12 protein-coding genes are annotated in these 15,545 nt (G+C 65.2%); 3 read left to right on the top strand and 9 right to left on the bottom strand.

Annotated elements, in window-relative coordinates:
• Positions 1 to 111 precede the first annotated feature (111 nt).
• Positions 112 to 906 carry an META domain-containing protein gene (locus ACTPOE_RS14085; protein WP_458872883.1) on the top strand — a complete coding sequence of 265 codons (795 nt, stop codon included), beginning with the start codon at positions 112 to 114 and terminating at the stop codon, positions 904 to 906.
• 19 nt (positions 907 to 925) lie between these two features.
• On the opposite strand, the gene ACTPOE_RS14080 is transcribed toward ACTPOE_RS14085, so the two are convergent.
• Positions 926 to 3,217 carry a heavy metal translocating P-type ATPase gene (locus ACTPOE_RS14080; protein WP_458872882.1) on the bottom strand — a complete coding sequence of 764 codons (2,292 nt, stop codon included), beginning with the start codon at positions 3,215 to 3,217 and terminating at the stop codon, positions 926 to 928.
• Between the two features lie 123 nt (positions 3,218 to 3,340).
• On the opposite strand from ACTPOE_RS14080, the gene cadR reads away from it, so the two are divergent.
• Positions 3,341 to 3,772 (top strand): Cd(II)/Pb(II)-responsive transcriptional regulator, encoded by a 432-nt coding sequence (cadR, locus tag ACTPOE_RS14075; RefSeq protein WP_458872881.1) that lies wholly within the window; start codon positions 3,341 to 3,343, stop codon positions 3,770 to 3,772.
• Positions 3,773 to 3,805: 33 nt separating this feature from the next.
• On the opposite strand, the gene ACTPOE_RS14070 is transcribed toward cadR, so the two are convergent.
• The 7 genes from ACTPOE_RS14070 to ACTPOE_RS14040 all read right to left on the bottom strand — a co-directional run bounded on the left by ACTPOE_RS14070 (position 3,806) and on the right by ACTPOE_RS14040 (position 12,102).
• A complete protein-coding gene (locus ACTPOE_RS14070) occupies positions 3,806 to 5,254 on the bottom strand; it encodes a sodium:solute symporter family protein (protein WP_458872880.1) in 1,449 nt (482 codons plus the stop codon).
• Positions 5,255 to 5,401: 147 nt separating this feature from the next.
• Entirely contained in the window at positions 5,402 to 6,568 is a 1,167-nt protein-coding gene (locus ACTPOE_RS14065) for a YgeY family selenium metabolism-linked hydrolase (protein WP_458872879.1), read from the bottom strand.
• The gene (locus ACTPOE_RS14060) at positions 6,568 to 7,527 is read right to left on the bottom strand and encodes an N-carbamoyl-D-amino-acid hydrolase (RefSeq protein WP_458872878.1); all 960 of its coding nucleotides are present in this window, start codon (positions 7,525 to 7,527) and stop codon (positions 6,568 to 6,570) included. Before ACTPOE_RS14060 ends, ACTPOE_RS14065 begins: the two co-directional genes overlap by 1 nt.
• A gap of 64 nt (positions 7,528 to 7,591) precedes the next feature.
• Positions 7,592 to 8,839: an allantoate amidohydrolase gene (locus ACTPOE_RS14055; RefSeq protein WP_458872877.1), complete on the bottom strand. Its 1,248-nt coding sequence runs from the start codon at positions 8,837 to 8,839 to the stop codon at positions 7,592 to 7,594.
• On the bottom strand, positions 8,836 to 10,077 hold the full coding sequence (locus tag ACTPOE_RS14050; protein ID WP_458872876.1) for a diaminopropionate ammonia-lyase: 1,242 nt from the start codon (positions 10,075 to 10,077) through the stop codon (positions 8,836 to 8,838). The genes ACTPOE_RS14055 and ACTPOE_RS14050 overlap by 4 nt, the downstream gene beginning before the upstream one ends.
• 55 nt (positions 10,078 to 10,132) lie before the next feature.
• Complete coding sequence (locus tag ACTPOE_RS14045) at positions 10,133 to 10,978, bottom strand: MurR/RpiR family transcriptional regulator (protein ID WP_458872875.1); 846 nt, start codon at positions 10,976 to 10,978, stop codon at positions 10,133 to 10,135.
• 230 nt (positions 10,979 to 11,208) lie between these two features.
• Positions 11,209 to 12,102: a cation diffusion facilitator family transporter gene (locus tag ACTPOE_RS14040; protein WP_458872874.1), complete on the bottom strand. Its 894-nt coding sequence runs from the start codon at positions 12,100 to 12,102 to the stop codon at positions 11,209 to 11,211.
• A gap of 81 nt (positions 12,103 to 12,183) precedes the next feature.
• Between ACTPOE_RS14040 and kch the strand changes: the two genes are divergently transcribed.
• Positions 12,184 to 13,395 (top strand): voltage-gated potassium channel protein, encoded by a 1,212-nt coding sequence (kch, locus tag ACTPOE_RS14035; RefSeq protein ID WP_458872873.1) that lies wholly within the window; start codon positions 12,184 to 12,186, stop codon positions 13,393 to 13,395.
• A 73-nt stretch (positions 13,396 to 13,468) separates the two neighbouring features.
• Here kch and metG read toward each other — a convergent pair whose 3' ends face one another.
• Positions 13,469 to 15,538, bottom strand: a complete 2,070-nt coding sequence (gene metG, locus ACTPOE_RS14030; RefSeq protein ID WP_458872872.1) for a methionine--tRNA ligase — start codon at positions 15,536 to 15,538, stop codon at positions 13,469 to 13,471.
• Between the last annotated feature and the right edge of the window lie 7 nt (positions 15,539 to 15,545).

Genomic DNA, 15,545 nt, shown 5'->3' with positions numbered 1-15,545 from the left:
GTCCGGTGTGTCCGTTCATATTGACCGTTCTTGACTTTCCGGGGCGGGAATGAGCGCATCCGTTGTTATCATGAGGGTTTACGTGATTCAGTGTTTACCCTCATGATGAAGATGTTTGCCGTTTCCGTCCTGGCCCTGGCGGTCGGCGCTTGCGCCCAGACGCCGACCGATTCCGCCTCGGGAGCCCCGACCGGGACCGCCGTCCGCGCCGCGCCCTCCCTGGACGGAGCCACCCTGTCCGCCTATGACTGGCGCCTGGCCGATGCCGTGGATCGCCAGGGTCGGCCGATCGCGGCCCTGCGCACGGGGCTGGAACGCCCGCTGCGCCTGTCGTTCTCCGACACGTCGCTGAACGTGCAGGGAGGGTGCAACGCCCAGTTCGGCGGCTATGCCCTCGAATCGGGCGCCCTGCGGATCGAGGGCCTGGCTGCCACGATGAAGGCCTGCGCGCCGGAACTCATGCAACTGGATGCCGGGATCGCCGCGCGCCTGAAGGGCCGCCCGGCTGCCCGGATCGAAGGCGGGGCGGAAGCGCCCCGGCTGGTCCTGACCACGGCCGGCGGGGACGTGTTGGCCTTCACTGGCGTGCCCACGCCCGAGGCGCGCTACGGCAGCCCGGGCGAGATCGTTTTTCTGGAAATCGCGCCCGAACGCGTGGTCTGCAGCCATCCCCTGATTCCCGATCAGCGCTGCCTGCGAGTGCGGGAACGCCGCTACGACGCCGTGGGCTTGCCGCAGCCGCCCGCCGCGGACTGGCAACCGCTGTACGAGCCGATCGAGGGCTACGAGCATCGGGACGGCGAACATGCCATCGTGCGAGCGAAGCGGTTCACGGACCCGCATCCTCCGGCCGATCGCTCGGCCCGGGTCTACATCCTGGACATGGTCGTCCAGCGGGGCGGCTGAGCCGGCCAAGGTTCGGAATTCAGCGCCGCAGCAGCCGCAGGCCGTTGCCCACCACCAGCAGACTGGCGCCCACGTCGGCGAACACCGCCATCCACAGGGTGCCCAGGCCGGCGACCGTCAGGACCAGGAACACCGCCTTGATGCCCAGGGCGATGACGATGTTCTGCACCAGGACCCGGTGGGTGGCGCGCGACAGCCGGATGAACCAGGGGATCTTGCGCAGATCGTCGTCCATCAGTGCGACGTCGGCGGTCTCGATCGCGGCGTCCGTGCCCATGGCGCCCATGGCGAAGCCGACGTCGGCGCGCGCCAGGGCGGGCGCGTCGTTGATCCCGTCGCCCACCATGCCCACGGCGACGCCCGGCGCGGCCAGCCCGCCGACGATCCGCAGCTTGTCCTGGGGCAGCAGGCCGCCTTCGGCGCGATCGATGCCGGCCTGGGCGGCGATGGCCGCGACGGTGTGCTGGTTGTCGCCCGACAGCATGGCAGTGCGCACGCCCAGCGCGTGCAGGGCCTGGATCGCGGCGGCGCTGTCGGGCTTGATCGTGTCGGCGACGGCATAGAGCGCCAGGGCGCGGTGTTCGTCGGCCAGCAGGACGACGGTTTTGCCTTGGCGTTCCAGGGTCTCCAGACGGGCCTCCAGATCCGGCGAGCACAGGCCACGTTCGTGGATCAGCCTGTGGTTGCCCAGAAGGTGCGATCGTCCGTCGATGCGGGCCCGGGTGCCGCGTCCGGCCAGAGCCTCGAAGTCCTCGACCGGACCGGTGGGCCCGGCGTCCAGGCCTTGCGCCACGGCGCGGGAGACGGGATGGTCGGAACGAGCCGCCAGGGCGACGGCCAGGGCGTGGCTGCGCGCGGGGTCGGTCGAGCCCAGCACCATCGCGTCGGTCAGCGCCGGCCGGCCATGGGTGACGGTGCCGGTCTTGTCCAGCGCGATCCAGCGCAGCAGGCGGCCCTGCTCCAGGTGGACGCCGCCCTTGACCAGGACTCCGCGGCGGGCCGCCGCCGCCAGACCGCTGACGATCGACACTGGCGTCGAGATCACCAGGGCGCAGGGGCAGGCGATCACCAGCAGGACCAGGGCCTTGTAGATCCATTCGTACCAGCCGCCCAGACCCAGCAGGGGCGGCAGGATGGCGATGGCCAGGGCCAGCAGCACCACCAGCGGGGTGTAGACCTGGGCGAAGTGGTCCACGAAGCGCTGCGTGGGCGCGCGCGCCGATTGAGCCGACTCGATGGCCCGGATGATGCGCGCCAGGGTCGAGTCGCCGGCGGCCGACAGGACGCGGTATTCCAGTTCGCCCGAGCCGTTGATGGTGCCGGCGTAGACCGGGTCGCCGGCCGTCTTGTCGACGGGCAGGCTTTCCCCGGTGATGGGGGATTGGTCCACGGACGAGCGGCCGGACTCGATCCGGCCGTCCAGGGCGATGCGTTCTCCGGGGCGCGTGCGCACCAGGGCGCCGAGGGCGACCTCGGCCGCGGGCATGTCCAGCCACTGCCCGTCGGGCTGGCGGACGGAGGCGCGTTCCGGGGTCAATTCCATCAGGCCACGCACGGCGCGGCGCGCGCGGTCCAGCGAGCGCGCCTCGATGCGTTCGGCCAGGGTGAACAGCACCATCACCATCGCCGCCTCGGCCCACTGGCCCAGGATCAGGGCGCCGGTGACGGCGATGCTCATCAGGGCGTTGATGTTCAGCTGGCCGTGGCGCAGCGCGGTCCAGCCCTTGCGGTAGGTGCCCAGGCCGCAGCCCGCGATGGCGAGGATCGCCAGGACCGCAGGGACGGCCCAGGGCGCCTCGACCCAGTGGGCGGCTTCGGCCGCCAGGGCGGCGGCGCCCGAGGCCGCCAGCGGCCACCAGGATCCGGGCGTTTCGGGCACCGTGCCGGATGCCGCGCCGGCCGCGCCGGCCTGTTCCGGCGTGAAACCCAGTTCGCGGATCGCCCGCAGGATGGATTCCAGCGCCCCGGGCGCATGGACGACGGTCAGGACGCGCCGCATCAGGTTGAAGTCCAGCGAGCGCACGGCGGGCAGGGCGGCCAGTGATTTGCGGATCAGGGCTTCCTCGGTGGGGCAGTCCATCTGCAGGATGCGCAGTTCGGTTCGCAGGTCGGTGCCCTGTCCGACGGAGGAGGCCAGGGGGGTGGCTTGCGTGTCCGGTCCGCCGATCAGGCTCGGGTCGGCGGTGCCGTGCCCGTGGCAGCAGCCCGCGTCCGGCGCCCGGGCATGATCGTGTCCATGGCTGTGGGAGCGGTCATGTCCATGGCTGGAAGCGGAATGTCCGCAGGCGTCGTGGCAGTGTTCGTGGGGCATGGCGGGTTCCTGTGCGGCGATCTATGATGACAGTACACACCTTGTAGCCACTACAGGGTCAAGCCCCGGGAGTCTCTTGAACGAGCCTTCCCGGCCGCTGTTTCCTTCCGGAGGACTCTCCACATGAAAATCGGCGAACTGGCCCGCGCCGCCCGTTGTTCCACCGAAACCGTCCGTTTCTACGAAAAGGCCGGTCTGCTGCCCGCGCCCGCCCGCAGCGGGGGCAATTACCGGCAGTATGGCCCGGCGCACCTGGAGCGCCTGCGCTTCATCCGCAACTGCCGGGGGCTGGACATGGCGCACGACGAGATCCGGGCGCTGCTGGGCATGATCGACCATCCGGCCCGCGACTGCGGCGCGATCAATCACCTGCTGGACGAGCACATCGAGCATGTCGATGTGCGCTTGCGCGAGCTGCAGGATCTGCAGCGGCAATTGGTCGGGCTGCGGGAACAATGCCGCGCCGCGCAGGCGGTCGACGCCTGCGGCATCGTGCAGGGACTGGCGCGCATGGAGACGGCGGATGGCCCCGCGCGCGGCACGCATATTGGCTGACGGGCCGGCATCCGGCCGGATGCCGGGTTCCTGTCACTCGGTCGTTTCAATGCGTTCCAAGATCATGGTGCGACCCCGTTCTTTCGAGAGCAGTGAAACGCCGAAGAAACACAGGCCGCCGACGGCCAGGCCGATATAGAGTGGATCCAGGCCGAAAGTGGGCACGATCTTCAAGTCGGCGAGCACCAGCGCCGTACTACCCAACACCAGGGAGGCCATGCTGCCAGCCGCGCTGGCCCGGCTCCAGACGTGTCCGAAAACATACGGGAAGAAGCCGCCCGCGGCCCGCAGGCCGAATGAGAAGATCAGCAGTGTGATGATGTCGGTGACGTTGAGCACGGCCACGATGAAGCTCAGGATGCCAACCAGCACCATGACGATCTTGGTCACCTTCATCAATTTGTCCTCGTTGGCCTCTTTGTCGATGTATACCTTGTAGAGGTCGTTGGAGAACAGCGAACCCGCCGCCAGCAGATCGCTCGATGCGCTGGACATGGTGGCCGAGATGAGCGCCGCGAAGAGCACCCCCGTCACAGCCCCGGGCAGCACATTCATCGCCATGAGGGGCAGAGAGTAATTGGCTCCCCGAGAGTTGATCAGCGCGGCGTCGATACTGCCGTTGCTCACCATCCCGTTCAGCAGCAAGCCGATCAGCGCCGGCACGAAGGCGAAGATGGCGTAGGCGATGGCGGTGAGGAAAGAAGCCTGTTTGGCGGCCTTCTCGTCGCGGGCGGAATAGTAGCGTTGCACCACTTCCTGACCGATGCTGAACGAGGCGATATACATCAACGTGATCGAGATGATGGTGGGCAGGCCGATGCCATCGATCAGGCTCCATTTGGCCTCGGGGATATGGCTGACCACATGCGTCCAGCCTCCACCGCTGGAGAGCGCGAAAGGGATGATGAGCGCCATGCCGAAGATGATCAGGACCCCCTGGACGATATCGGTGTACGACAGGGCGAACATCCCCCCCTTGACACTGTAGAGCACGGTCACCGCCGTCACTACGGCTACCGAGAGCGCGTAGCTCCAGCCGGTCATGACGCTCAGGATCGTGGCTGAGGCGATGATCTGCACGGCGGTGAACCCGACCATGGGAAGAATCAGAATGAGTGTGATGACGAGACTGTTTTTCTGGCCGTAGCGCTTGCGGAAGAATTCAGGCGCCGTCTTCACCGCGGTACGTCTGAAGATCGGTGCCATGTAGGCTAGCACCACAAAGGCGATCGCCATGGCCATGACGTACCAGAGCGCAGACATACCCCATGTGCCATAGGCTTTGGCCACCACGCCCAGGGTGGCTCCGCCGCCCACCTCCGTGGCGGCGAGCCCGCCCGCGAGCAGGACGGGCCCGAGGCGCCGGCCCGCCACAAGAAAATCATCGTTGTTGCTGATTTTTCTGGAAGACCAGAAACCGATCAATACAATGCCTAGCAAATACAGAATGACGATGGACGTCACGATGAGTTGATTGCTCATTTCAAATTGCCTCCGATGTGTGCTGATACCCGTTATGTTCGAGTTCTGAAGAAAAAGAGACCCCCTTGCGGCCAGCGAATGAGCTGGCAGCCTCTGTGGAAAGCGCGGGTCGTGTGTTTCGGCTACGGGGTCATGGCCGGCCCTGGCTCAGGTCGCCAGGCTGTGGCACAGGTTCATGTAGATGCGCTCCGCCTTGATCAAGTGCTTGAGTTCGATCGATTCGTCCGCCGTATGAGCATCTTCCTCCTTGCCGGGTCCGAGTCCGATGGTCGGAATCGCGCGCCGGCCAGCCGATTCGGATCCGTTGGTGCAGAATTGCCAAGTGTTCACCGTGACCGGCGTGTCGGCCGCTTGTACGGCGCCGATCATGGCGGCTGCCAGACGGTGATCTTCCGGCAGGAGCCAGGCGGACAGATGTCGGACCGGATCCGCTGATTTGCCGGTGTAGGCGGCCACTTCGCCTGTGCTGACCTCGATGTCGAAGTCGCCGATTCCAGCCTGACGCAGGCATTGCGCCACTTGTTCGATGACGGCTTCCTGGCTTTCTCCGGCGAGGGTTCTGCGGTCGTAGCGGAGGGTGACCGCGGAGGGAGTCAAAGAGATCGACGGGTAGGGAGTTGAGATGATGTCGGTGGGCACCAGGATGGCTTCGCCCAGCCGGTCATCCCTGGCCAGTGTCATTGCTTCCAGGGCAAGGATGGCCTTCGCCGTGTCGATGATCGTGTTGGTGCGGCCGACCTTCAGCGCGGCATGGTGGGGCTTGCCTTTGATGGTGATCAGCAGTTCGGTGCGTCCTTTCTGTCCCAGTTTGATGCACAGATCTGAAGGCTCGCAGATGACCACCGCCCGAGGCGCGCACCGGTCGAGTACGGCGCTGAGCCCATGCCCTTCAATGACCTCTTCCATGACGGTGGCCGAGACGGCCAGGCGTTGTTTGAGTCCGCCTTCTTGTGCTGCGGTCGCCACCGCGCAGAGCGCCGCCGCCAGCCCTCCCTTCATGTCGGTCGTTCCCCGGCCATAGAGGCGTCCATCCCGGATGAGGCCACCGAAAGGGTCCACCGTCCAGTGCCCAGCGGGGGGCACCACGTCCATGTGGGCGTCGAAGAGCAGGGCGATGGGTTGATCGACCGGCCCGACGATGCCGAGCACGGATCCATTCTCGTCCCGGCTGACGTCGGTGAAACCCAGTTCGAGCATCTTGCGTTGGATGAAGTCGGCCATGTCCCGTTCCTGGCCCGAGAGGCTTGGGATGCGAACCATGGCTTGCGTGAGCTCCACGACTCGGTCGGGGCGCGTGTCGGGTGAGGCATTCATCAGTCGATTTCCTGCGTCGTTGCGGATTGCCAGGGCAACTGCGCGCCGCGCTGGCCGGTGATGGGACCGTAGGCCTCGGGGCGCCGGTGCGCGTCGAAGTTGAAGGTCGTGGACTTGTAGGAATGACAGAGGTCGAGGTCGCAGCGGGCGATCGCCAGTTCGTCGCCCTTGGTGGAGCAGGCCGCCACGATTTCTCCGGATGGTGCGATGATCGCGCTGCCGCCGATCATCTCGATGCCTTCTTCCGCGCCCGCCTTGGCTACGCCGACCACCCAGGTGCCGTTCTGATAGGCGCCCGCCTGCATGACCAGGTGGTTGTGGAACATCGACAGGTCGTCATGCTCGGGGGCGGGGGGGTTGTGCACGGGGGTGTTGTATCCGAGGAGAATCATCTCCGCCCCCTTCAGGCCCATGACTCGGTAGGTTTCGCACCAGCGTCGGTCATTGCATAGCGCCATGCCCATCACGCCACCGAAAGCGGGCCAGACGTCGAAGGATGAGCCCGGCTCGAAATAGTATTTTTCGAGATGCTGGAACTGGCGCCATGGCTCGTTCGCGCCGTGCCCCGGGAGATGCACCTTGCGGTACTTGCCGATGATGGTTCCCGTGGCGTCCACCAGGATGGATGTGTTGTATCTATGCGGTTGCCCCTGCTCGAGGCTCAGTTCGGCGTAGCCGAGGTAGAAGCCGAGCTTGAGCTTGCGCGCCGCATCGAACAGCGCCCGGGTCTCGGATCCCGGCATTTCCTTTTCGTAGTAATGGTCGAAAGTGTGCCTGTCTTCCTGGTACCAGCGCGGGAAGAACGTGGTGAGCGCGAGTTCGGGGAACACCACCAGATCCATCCCCATTTTGCTGGCCTGGTGCATATGGGCCAGCAGGCGGTCCACCACCTGTTTTTTCGTCTCATCCTTAGCAATCGGACCCAATTGGGCGGCTGCGACATTCACAAAGCGTGCCATTGCATTTTCTCTTTTCTATGCGTTGAAAGTTCGTTTTCCTGACCGGTCCGTTCGGCGGGGTGTCTCATTCCTGGGCCAGGGCGGCGATCGTATCCAGGAGGATGTTCGCTCCGTTGACCAGGTCGGCTTCATGTGTGAATTCGGCCGGGTTGTGGCTGAGGCCCTTCACGCTGGGGACGAAAATCATGGAGGCAGGGCACATCAGGGCGATGATTCCCGCGTCGTGTCCGGCGCCGCTGGGCATGCGCATGACCGAGCAGTCGCGATCCCGGGCATTGGCTTCGACGCGATCGATCATGGCCGGGTCGAAGGCGATGGGGTCGAAGCGGGCCAGGGATTTGTGCTGGAGGGTGACGCCTTCCTGTTGCGCCACTTCTTGAGCGTAGGCCAGCACCTCGGCTTCCGCCTTGTCCAGGAGCGCGCGATCGGTGTTGCGGATGTCGACCGTGAAGATGACCTGATTGGGGATCACGTTCACGAGATTGGGCCGGATTTTGCAGTGGCCGACGGTGCCTACCTGATGTCCACCATAGCGGCGGGTCAGTTGACGCACGAAGTGGGTGATGGCCGCCATGGCGGCCATGGGATCCTTGCGCATGTTCATGGGGGTGGTGCCCGCATGGTTCGACACGCCGGAGATTTCGAACTCTATCCAGCAGATCCCCTGTACGCCTGTGACGGCACCGATCTGGACGCCTTTGTTCTCAAGCACCGGACCTTGTTCGATATGCAGTTCCACATAAGCGTGTGGCTTGACCGCTCCGCATTCATCCTGGCCCGCGTAGCCGATGCGCTGGAGCTCTTCACTCAGGGTCGGTCCGTCAATGGCGACGGCTTGCAGCGCCTCGTCCAGCGCCAATCCGCCCTGAAATACCAGGCTGCCCAGCATGTCCGGGGCGAAGCGTGCCCCTTCCTCGTTGGTGAAGACGGCCACCTGGATGGGGCGGTCCAGTTCGAGGCCGGCGTCATTCAGGGTTTCAACCACTTCCAGACCGGCCAGAACACCCAGATTTCCGTCGTAAAGACCTCCGGCGCGAACCGTGTCGATGTGCGAACCTGTCATGACCGGCGTAAGATCCTTGCGTCCTTTTCGCGTGGCGATGATGTTGCCGATCCGGTCGATGGATACGCTCATGCCGAGCGCCCGCATCCAGCTGGTGACCAGATCGCGTCCGGCCTTGTCGGCGTCGGTCAGCGCCAGGCGGTTGACGCCACCGTTGTCCAGTTTGCCGACTTCCCCCAGGTCCTTGATCCGGCGTATCAGGCGCTTGCCGGAAACGGACAGCTTCGCGGCATTTGCGGGCATGTTCATTGCGCGGCTCCCGTCCTGATCTCGTCGGCGGTCTTGCCGACGATATTCCGGTACAGGACCGGGTCCGTGTCGCCTTCGCTGGCGAAAAAGAGGATCCGGCTGTTCTGGTCGATCCGCAGTTTTTCGCGCCACTCGGGGTTGGCGGCAGCGGCCAGGCACCCCGCCACGCCCGCGACGGCGGACTCCCCCGCGACAATGGGGGCGTCCTGCCCGCAGCCGTTGGCGAGCAGGCGCATGACGTCCAGTGCCTCTTCGTCCGTGATGGTCATGAAGGCGTTGGCGCCGCGTGACAGGATCTCCCAGGCAAGCAGAGAAACCTCTCCGCAGGCGAGACCCGCCATGACGGTATCGAGTTCGCCTTCGATGGCGACAGGCTTGCCGGCTTTCGCGCTTTCGATCAGGCAGGCGGCCTTGTCGGGTTCGACCACGATGAAGCGAGGCCTGTCGGCACCCAGGGTTTCCCACAGGTGGGCGCATACGGCGGCTGCCAGCCCACCGACACCGCCCTGGATGAACACATGAGTGGGCTTCGGGTCGGGGCCGATTTGGTCCAGCGCTTCCTGGACCATGACGGAGTAGCCCTGCATCACATCCTTGGGTACTTCCATGTAGCCGGGGTACGAGGTGTCGGAGACTACGAAGTAGCCGTGGGCCGCGGCGTCTTCGGCCGCCTTGCGCACGGCGTCGTCGTAGTTTCCAGGCACCCGCACGACCTGTGCGCCATAGCTGGCGATGGCCTGTTCGCGGCCCGCGCTGACCGTCTGGTGAATGTAGATCACGCATTGGCAGCCGAAAGTCCGCGCCCCCCAGGCCACCGAGCGTCCATGATTGCCGTCCGTCGCGCAGGTGACCGTGATATTGGCCACTTTGTCCTTGAATTCCGCTTTGGCAAGGTCTTGGGCCTGAATATCGGTCTTGCCCGTCAGGCGGACGAGTTCGCGCATCAGGAGACGGCTGACGGCATAGGCGCCGCCGAGCGCTTTGAAGCTGCCCAGGCCGAAGCGGGTCGATTCGTCCTTGTAGTAGACGCCGCTGACCTGGAGTTCCTGGGCGAGCCCGTCCAGCGATCGCAGTGCGGTGGGCCGGTAGCCGGGCCAATGTTCGATGTCTTTCCTGGCTTGCTCGAATCCGGCCAGGGACAGGATGGATTTCAGCGAGTCCGGGTAGGGCATCGAGGCGTCCGAGGCATCTCGGTTGAGGTGTAAGACGATGCGGTCTGAAACTTGCGGATCGTTCATAAGATGTTCCTTGCTCGGCAACGAGCTCGAATGGGGAGATGGGGCACGAGGCATCTCACTTGGAGATGATGTCCTTCATGCTTTTGTGGATGCGCTCGATCTTTTGCAGCTTCCGGGCAGTGTCCTCGCCCAGGGCCGTGGCGGCGTGCGAGGCGAGGAAATTCAACAGGCTCATCGTGGCGGCGTGCGAATCGAAAAGGGCTTCGCCCTGAGTGCTGGCCTTGAAGACGATATCGCCGGCTTTGGACAGGGGTTTCTCCAGCAGGTCGGTTACGAGAGCGATTCGAGCGGCTTCCGATCTGACGTGGTCGAGCACTGCTTTCAGCATGATCGAACGGCGTCGGAAATCCATGATGATGACCAGGTCGTCGTTTGTGATGTCGGAGAGCTGTTCGGGGATGTGTGCCACATTTCCCACGAAGAGACGTACGTCAGGGCGTAGCTGCTGCAGGAGAGCGTGGAGATAGCTGGCGAGAATTTGTCCGTTTCTGAACCCGACCACCCAGATGTGGTGGGCGTCGACGACCGCTTCCGTGAACCGTTCGATCTCGTGCGTGGTGAGGGCCTGGAAGGTCTCGGCAATGTTGCGGGAGTCATTGTTGATGAATGCGGTGTAGTCCGAGTGGACGGCGTCGTGTGCGTGGTGCGACAGCCGGTTCAGGGGCGCGGCTTCGTTCATTTGAGCGCGTGCGTGCGTTCTGAACTGCTGAAAGCTTTCGAAGCCCAGCCGTTTGAAAAAGCGCACGGCCGTGGCGGCCGATACATTGGCTTTTTTCGCTAATTCGTTGGCTGAGTAGATGGCCAGCTGGTCGCCATGGGAGAGCACGACATCGGCGAGTCTGCGCTCCGCGCCGGGCAGTTCATCGATCATGGTCAGGATGGTATGTTTGATATCGGGCATTTATGAAATTCGAATTACATAACAAAGTTTTTGAAATTATAATTTCATCAAGGGGCGTAGCAAGCTGGTATTAACCCTTGGGGGGGGGTGTGGAAGTAAAGCGGGAAAGCGTGATGCCTGGATGGAATCAACGTCCGGCCGGCCTTCGTAGGGGGCGGGAATGGCGGTTCCGGCGTCCGGCCGGAACACGAGACGGGCCAATGATGCGGGACGGCTGGATGCCGGCCGTCCTAGACGGGGTCGAAGTGCGTCATCACATCCAGCACCGGCAGGTCAGCCATGACGCGGTGCCGGGCCTCGACGGCGATGGCATGGCCGGCCTCGATCGTCAGCCGGCCGTCCATTTCGATGTCAACCTCCACCCAGATCATATCGCCCATCTTGCGGGTGCGCAGATCGTGGATGCCGCGCACGCCCGGCGTGCCCAGGATGCGTTCGCGGATGGCGCATTCGGTGTCGGCGTCGGCGGCCCGGTCCACCAGGTCGTTGAATGCCTGCCAGGAGAATTTCCAGCCCATGCGCATGATCATCAAGCCCACCACCAGGGCGGCCAGAGGATCGGCCAGGGGCAGGCCCGCCAGGTTGGCGCCCACCCCCATCGCCACCACCAGGGACGAGGCCGCGTCCGAACGGGCGTGCCAGGCATTGGCCACCAGCAAGGTCGAGCGCACGCGGTGGGCGACGCGCAGCATATAGCGGAACAGCAGTTCCTTGGAGAGCAGGGCGAGCAGTGCGACGTAGAAGGCGGCCGGATGGACGACGGGAATCAGCTCGGGCGCCTGCAGGCGCTGAAAACTGCCCCACAGCATGCCTATGCCGACGGCGGCCAGCAGCACGCCGATGCCCAGCGTGGCGGCTGTTTCGAAACGCAGGTGCCCATAAGGGTGGTCGGCGTCCGGGCCTTTGCCGCTGTGTTTGTTGGCGAACAGCACCAGGCCGTCGGACACCAGGTCCGACAGGGAATGGATGGCATCGGCCACCAGGGCCTGGGATTGGGCGAACAGGCCGATCGCCAGCTGGACGGCGGTCAGCAGCAGGTTCACCCAGACGCTGACCCAGGTGCTGCGTTTGGCGGCCGCCTGGCGTTCCGGCGTATCGATGTAGGTATTGGGCAGGGGGGACATGCCCGCCAGTATAAAGGGTGGTCCTGGAGAAAGTGTGCGGTACACTGAAAACCCGGTCGGCCATACAGGATCGCGGTCCGCATGCGGCTTCATTTTCGTTCTACCCTGGCGTATTGCGCGCGCCAGGCGCGTCGGTTTCCCTGGCATTGGCTGATCGCCGCGCTGGTCGCGGTCGACGGTTATTTGTTCCTGAGGCCGTTCTGGCAGGCCATCGGCAGCGTGGGCCTGCTGCAGACTCTGCGGATCCATGATGGCGCCGGCATCACGGCCTTCCTGGATTCGGGCGGCATCGCCCAGTTGTCGCGATTGATGCTGGGCCTGGGCGTGCAAGTGATGGCGATCGGGCTGCTGTACCGCGCCCGTATCGCCTGGACCATCACTCTGCTGCTGCTCGCGGCGGTGGGCACGGTGTCTCTGTGGAATGGCCGGGGACACCTCGGCCTGCTGGTCTACACGGTTGTGCTGGCCGGAGCGCTGATCGGCTACTGGCGCCGTTTCGACCGGGCCAGCCTGACGGCGGGCAGTCTGTTCGCCGCGCTCAGCGTGATCAGCCTCCTGGTCTATGCGGTCTTCGGCGTCCTGTATCTGGGCGAGGAGTTCTCGCCGCCCGTGCGCGACCCGGTCATGGCCCTGTATTTCTCCATCGTGTCCATGTCCACTGTGGGGTATGGAGACATCAGCCCGCAGACCGACGCGGCGCGACTGTTCACGATTTCCATCATCATTCTGGGAATCACGGTCTTCGCCACGTCCATCAGCGCCGTGGTAGGGCCCTTGATCGGCGGCAACATCCGCCGGCTGATGCACGGAAGGAACTCACGCACCATGAGAAAGAACCATATCATCCTGGCGGGAGTCGGCTCCCTGGCCCAGAGCCTGTACGGCGCGCTGCGCCAGCGTGGCCATGATGTCACGGTCATCGTCCCCTCGGTCGAGGGCCATCCGTATCCGGCCGACGCCGACGTGCTGGCGGGCGACGCCTCGGAAACCGGCGTTCTGCTGCAGGCCGGCGCGGCGCACGCCCGCTATGTGCTGGCTCTGCGCCATGACGATGCGGAGAACGCCTTCATCGTCATGGCGGGCCGCGAGGCCGGCGGTCCGGACACCAAGCTGGTGGCCCTGGCGAATTCGTCCCAGCACTTGGCCAAGATCCGGCGGGTGAATCCCGATATCGTGATCTCGCCGCAGGCGCTGGGCAGCGAGATCCTGGCCCGTACCCTGAGCGGCGAATCCATCGACGAAGCCCTGATCACCCGCCTGCTGTTCGGCGAGAAGACGCCCGATCCGGCCTGATCCCTGCTCGCGCGGCGCCGATGTCGGAGGGGCGGCTGGCGTGCGTGCCGCGCCCGTGCCGGAAGCGGCGGGATCAGTGGATGCGCATGCCCGGCTGTGCGCCCGGCCAGGGTTCCAGGACGTAGATCCCGGCATCCTCGCCCTCGTCGGCGTGGCTGGCCGCCAGCACCATGCCCTCGGACACGCCGAAGCGCATCTTGCGCGGCGCCAGATTGGCCACCAGCACGGTCAGCTTGCCGGTCAGGTCGTCCGGCTTGTAGGCCGACTTGATGCCGGAAAACACCTGCCGCAGGCGGCCTTCGCCCACGTCCAATGACAGGCGCAGCAGCTTGTCGGAGCCTTCGACTTCCGTGCATTCGACGATGCGCGCGATGCGCAGGTCGATGCGGCCGAAGTCCTTGATGTCGATGACGTCGGCGATGGGCTCGCCGCCCGGGATCGCGGCCGGAGCCTGGGGCGGTTCGAACAGATCGTCGAGCAGGGCCGGATCGACGCGCTGCATCAGGTGCTTGAACGCGGCGATGCGCGCGGGCAGTTCGCCGGCGTCGGTCCAGGCGTAGGTCCGGTCGCGGCCGAACAGTTCGCGGGCGACGCGCTCGGTCAGGGCCGGCAGCACCGGCGCCAACATCACCGACAGGGCCTGGAAGCCAGCCAGGGCGCGCGAGCAGATGTCCTGCAGCGCGGCTTTTTGCGCGGGCCCGGCCTGGGCGATGCCCTTGGCAAGCACCCAGGGCTGGGCCGCGTCGAAGGACTGGTTGATCTTGTCGGCCTGGGCCATGATCCGGCGGATGGCGCGGCCGTATTCGCGCGCCTCGAAGTCGGCCCGGACCTGTTCGGCGCAGTCGCGCAGCTCGGTCCGCAGCGCGTCGGTGTCGCCGGCATAGGCCAGCGCGCCGTCGAAGTGGCGGGTGATGAAGGTCGCCGCCCGGCTGGCGATGTTGACGTACTTGCCGATCAGGTCGCTGTTGACGCGCGCGACGAAGTCGTCCGGATTGAAGTCCAGATCCTCGACGTGGGCGTTGAGCTTGGCGGCGATGTAGTAGCGCAGCCATTCGGCGTCCATGCCGATGTCCAGGTAGCGCAGCGGGGAGATCCCCGTGCCCCGGCTCTTGGACATCTTTTCGCCGCTGACGGTGATGAAGCCGTGCACGTGCAGCAGGTCGGGGATCTTGCGGCCGGAGAACTTCAGCATCGCGGGCCAGAACAGGGCGTGGAAATAGACGATGTCCTTGCCGATGAAGTGCACCTGCTCGGTGTCGCCGTCCGGCGCCAGCAGGGCGTCGAAATCCAGGCCGTTCTTGCGGCAGTAGGCCTTCAGAGAGGCCAGATAGCCGACGGGGGCGTCCAGCCAGACGTAGAAATACTTGCCCGGCGCGTCGGGGATGGGAATGCCGAAGTAGGGCTCGTCGCGGGAAATGTCCCAGTCGGCCAGATTGGCCTCGGCACCCTCGGCCGTGCCCAGCCATTCGCGCGTCTTGGCGAGGACTTCGGATTGCAGCCGGGCGGTGCCGTCGGCGCGCGTTCCCGTGGTCCATTCCTGCAGGAAAGCCACGCAGCGCGGGTCCGACAGGCGGAAGAAAAAGTGTTCGGAACTGCGCAGCACCGGCCGCGCCTTGGTCAGGGTGGAATAGGGCTCGACCAGCTCGGTCGGGCTGTAGACCGCGCCGCAGACTTCACAGGAATCGCCGTACTGGTCCTTGGCGTGGCAGCGCGGGCATTCGCCCTTGATGTAGCGGTCCGGCAGGAACATGCCCTTGACCGGGTCGTAGAACTGCTCGATCTCGCGGCTGTCGATGAACCCGGCGGCCTTCAGTGCGCGGTAGATGTCCTGGGACAGCTCGATGTTTTCCGGCGTGTCGGTGCTGTGCCAGTGGTCGAAGCGGATGTGGAAGCCGTCCAGGTATTTCGGCCGTTCGGCGGCGTAGCGGCCCACCAGCGCCTGGGGCGTGATGCCCTCGGCCTGGGCCTTGAGCATGATGGGCGCGCCGTGCGCGTCGTCCGCCCCCACGAAATGCACGGTGTGGCCCGCCATGCGCATCGCGCGCACCCAGGTATCGGCCTGGATGTATTCCATGATGTGGCCGATGTGGAAGGAACCGTTGGCGTAGGGCAGGGCGGTGGTGACGAAGATCGTGCGCGACATGGGGCGG

Source organism: Castellaniella sp. WN (assembly GCF_054457555.1).
The sequence above is the reverse complement of the archived record's forward strand: the minus strand, read 5'-3'. Positions and strand labels throughout refer to the sequence as shown.

What these genes read in the sequence shown, in the direction of transcription:
- ACTPOE_RS14085 (WP_458872883.1), top strand. Translation starts at nt 112, where the DNA reads ATGTTTGCCGTTTCCGTCCTGGCCCTGGCGGTCGGCGCTTGCGCCCAG.
- ACTPOE_RS14080 (WP_458872882.1), bottom strand. Translation starts at nt 3,217, where the DNA reads ATGCCCCACGAACACTGCCACGACGCCTGCGGACATTCCGCTTCCAGC.
- cadR (WP_458872881.1), top strand. Translation starts at nt 3,341, where the DNA reads ATGAAAATCGGCGAACTGGCCCGCGCCGCCCGTTGTTCCACCGAAACC.
- ACTPOE_RS14070 (WP_458872880.1), bottom strand. Translation starts at nt 5,254, where the DNA reads ATGAGCAATCAACTCATCGTGACGTCCATCGTCATTCTGTATTTGCTA.
- ACTPOE_RS14065 (WP_458872879.1), bottom strand. Translation starts at nt 6,568, where the DNA reads ATGAATGCCTCACCCGACACGCGCCCCGACCGAGTCGTGGAGCTCACG.
- ACTPOE_RS14060 (WP_458872878.1), bottom strand. Translation starts at nt 7,527, where the DNA reads ATGGCACGCTTTGTGAATGTCGCAGCCGCCCAATTGGGTCCGATTGCT.
- ACTPOE_RS14055 (WP_458872877.1), bottom strand. Translation starts at nt 8,839, where the DNA reads ATGAACATGCCCGCAAATGCCGCGAAGCTGTCCGTTTCCGGCAAGCGC.
- ACTPOE_RS14050 (WP_458872876.1), bottom strand. Translation starts at nt 10,077, where the DNA reads ATGAACGATCCGCAAGTTTCAGACCGCATCGTCTTACACCTCAACCGA.
- ACTPOE_RS14045 (WP_458872875.1), bottom strand. Translation starts at nt 10,978, where the DNA reads ATGCCCGATATCAAACATACCATCCTGACCATGATCGATGAACTGCCC.
- ACTPOE_RS14040 (WP_458872874.1), bottom strand. Translation starts at nt 12,102, where the DNA reads ATGTCCCCCCTGCCCAATACCTACATCGATACGCCGGAACGCCAGGCG.
- kch (WP_458872873.1), top strand. Translation starts at nt 12,184, where the DNA reads ATGCGGCTTCATTTTCGTTCTACCCTGGCGTATTGCGCGCGCCAGGCG.
- metG (WP_458872872.1), bottom strand. Translation starts at nt 15,538, where the DNA reads ATGTCGCGCACGATCTTCGTCACCACCGCCCTGCCCTACGCCAACGGT.